The 3,155-nt window shown below is 69.6% G+C and carries 2 protein-coding genes and 1 pseudogene; all 3 read left to right on the plus strand.

Features of this window, described 5'->3' with window-relative positions; all coding sequences use genetic code 11:
• A pseudogene (locus tag ACNPM4_RS07425) lies at nt 1-435 on the plus strand (serine hydrolase domain-containing protein); the annotation flags it as partial.
• A gap of 95 nt (nt 436-530) precedes the next feature.
• The gene (locus ACNPM4_RS07430; protein WP_448985266.1) at nt 531-2,144 is read left to right on the plus strand and encodes an ABC transporter substrate-binding protein; all 1,614 of its coding nucleotides are present in this window, start codon (nt 531-533) and stop codon (nt 2,142-2,144) included.
• Nucleotides 2,145-2,172: 28 nt separating this feature from the next.
• Entirely contained in the window at nt 2,173-3,117 is a 945-nt protein-coding gene (locus ACNPM4_RS07435) for an ABC transporter permease (RefSeq protein ID WP_400858366.1), read from the plus strand.
• The last annotated feature ends 38 nt before the right edge of the window (nt 3,118-3,155 follow it).

Consider the following 3,155-nt stretch of genomic DNA (forward strand, 5'->3'; position numbering starts at 1 on the left):
GACGGCGCCGACGCGCCGTCGGCCGTGGTGCAGCCGTGGCCGGAGACCGTGACCGCGGCGCGGGCGATCGATGACGCCATCCGAGAGGGCCGATCCGCCGCCGAGTATCCGGGCCTGGCCGATCACGTCCTCGAGGATGTGCCGCCGGGCATCCGTGATTCCCGCCTTGCGGCCCACATCGCCACGATCGGCGGCATGCACCCCGTTCAGAAGCCCTTCGCTGAGCGGGTGATCGCATCCGCCACCGAGGCCGAGCTGCTCTGGCGGATCGCCGGGGAGAGGGCGGACCTGCGCGTGCAAGCGCGCCTGGTGGGTGTGCCCCGGCCTCGCGTGCAGAACCTGGGTGTCGCCGTCATCGCGCACGGCGAGACGAGGACGAAAGACGAGATCGTCTCGCCCGCCGACCGCCATCGCATCGTGTTCGACGGGGAGTGAGGGGCCCCGGAGCCGCGGGGGGGATGCTTTTCGACCCAGTCCAAGAAATCGCCGTAGAATAGACGCATCCCGCCCCGTCCGTTCTGAGGATCGTCATGCCCGCAAAACCCGTGCGCCGTCTCCTGCCCTTCGCTGCGCTCGCCGCCGCCACCGCCCTGGTGCTGAGCGCCTGCGCGGCCCCTGCCTCGGAAGGCGAGGGCGAGGGAGAACTCGTCTGGTCCATCGAGGGCGCGAACCTGTCCGCCGGGCACATGGACCCGCAGATCAGCCAGCTCGACGTGTCGGGCATGGTGCAACGGGCGGTGCTCGACTCGCTCGTCTTCCAGGAGACCGACGGCACATTCACGCCGTGGCTGGCGAAGGAATGGGAGGTCTCGCCGGACAGCACCGAGTACACCTTCACGCTCCGCGACGACGTGACCTTCACCGACGGCGAGCCCTTCGACGCGGCGGCGGTCAAGGCGAACTTCGACCGCATCGTCGACCCCGCGACGGTTTCGGCGCAGGCGGCGAGCATGCTGGGCGCGGCCTTCTACGAGGGCACCGAGGTCATCGACGACCACACGGTGAAGGTCTCCTTCACCCAGCCGTACGCCCCTTTCCTGCAGGCGGCCAGCACGCCCCAGCTCGGGTTCTACTCGCCGGCAGTGCTCGAGGAGTCGGCCGACAAGCTCAAGGCGGGCGGCCCCGGCATCACCGTCGGAACCGGTCCGTTCGAGCTCACGGAGTACACGCCCGACCAGGAGCTCGTCTACACCCGCAACGACGAGTACGCCTGGGGTCCGCACGACACGAAGGCGCCGAAGTTCGAGACGCTCCGCGTCGAGATCCAGCCCGAGGCCTCCGTACGCACGGGCGTGGTGACCAGCGGCGAGGCCGACCTCGCCAGCAACATCCCGCCGAACCTCGCGCAGGACCTCGGCGACGGGGTCACGGTCGACTCGATCGAGTACCCCGGTCTGCCCTACTCGCTGTACCTCAACGAGAAGTACGGCGCCTTCGCCGACGAGAAGGTGCGTCAGGCTTTCGCCCGCGGCATCGACATCGACGCGGCGGTCGAAGAGATCTACTTCGGACAGTTCCCGCGTGCATGGAGCATCCTCGGGTCGACGACCCCGGGCTACGACTCCTCGCTCGAGGGCAGCTGGCCGTTCGACCAGGACGCCGCGAACGCGCTTCTCGACGAAGCCGGATGGACCGAGCGCGACACCGATGGCATCCGCATGAAGGACGGCGAGCGGCTGTCGGTGCGCTGGATCGCCTGGACGCCGGTTCCCGACGACCGCGCGGCGCTCGCCAACGCGATCCAGTCCGACCTCAAGGGGATCGGCTTCGAGGTGAAGCGCGAGGTGCTCGAACCCGGCGCCTACAACGCGCAGTACGAGCCGAAGACGTTCGACCTCACCGACTGGGGTTTCTCGGGCGTCGACCCCGACCTGCTGCGCAGCCACCTGCACACCGACGGCATCCAGAACGCGTCGCAGGTGAGCGATCCCGAGATCGACGCACTGCTGGAGCGGGCCGTGGCCAGCAGCGACCAGGACGAGCGCGACGAGCTCTACGCGCAGCTGCAGCAGTGGAACGCCGAACACACCGCCATCGTGCCGCTGTACAGCCCGTCGGCGATCACCGCGGTCGGCGAGCGCGTCGAGGGACTGCAGTACGACCTGTACGGTCGACCGCTGTTCTACGATGTGACCGTCGGCTGAACCGCCGGCTGAGCGGAAGGCAGGGGTGGTGAAGGCTGCTCTCGTCCGCGTCGCCGGCCTCGCTGCATCCGTCGTCATCGTCCTGTGGGGCGCCGCCACCGTCGCGTTCCTCGCGTTCCGGGTGATCCCCGGTGATCCCGTGTCGGTGATGCTCGGTCCCCAGGCGCAGGTCAGCGAGGCGGTGAAAGACGGGATCCGCGCCGACCTCGGGCTGGATCGGCCGCCGCTCGAGCAGTACGTCGGCTTCATCGGGCAGCTGGCCCGCGGAGACCTGGGCGAGTCGTACCAGCTGCGGTTGCCGGTGTCCGAAGTCATCGGACGCCAGCTCGGCGCGACGGTGCAGCTCTCGGCGCTCGCGCTCCTCATCGCCCTGGTGCTGGCGCTCTCCGTCGCGGTGCTGGTGCGCGGCCAGGTGGCTCGTACCGTCGCCGCGGGCATCGAACTGGTCGTGCTGTCGTCACCCGTGTTCTGGATCGGGCTCATCCTGCTCAGCGTCTTCGCCTTCGGCCTGGGCTGGTTCCCCGTCTCGGGGGCGCGGAACCCGGCCACTCTCGTGCTGCCGGCGATCACCCTCGCCCTTCCGGTCGCGGCGTTGCTGAGTCAGGTGCTGCGGGACGGCCTGATGCAGGCGGAGCGGATGCCGTTCGCGGAGACCGTGCGTGCCCGCGGTGCCAGTCCCTCGTGGTTCACGGTGCGTCATGGGCTGCGTCACGGCGCGGCCTCCGCCATCACGCTCGCCGCGTACCTCACGGGTTCCGTGCTCGGTGGTGCCGTGCTCGTCGAGACCGTGTTCGCCCGCCCGGGACTCGGCCGTGTCACGCTGGCCGCGATCAGCGACCGGGACCTTCCGGTCATCACCGGCATCATCCTCCTGAGCGCCCTGGTGTTCGTCGTGGTGAACCTCGTGATCGAACTCGTGCATCCCCTCATCGATCCGCGCGTCGGAGCGGCCCGAGCCGGAGGTGTCCGATGAAGCGTGCGCAGCGCGTGCTGCTGTGGGCGGCTGTGGCG

This window comes from Microbacterium umsixpiens (assembly GCF_053543675.1).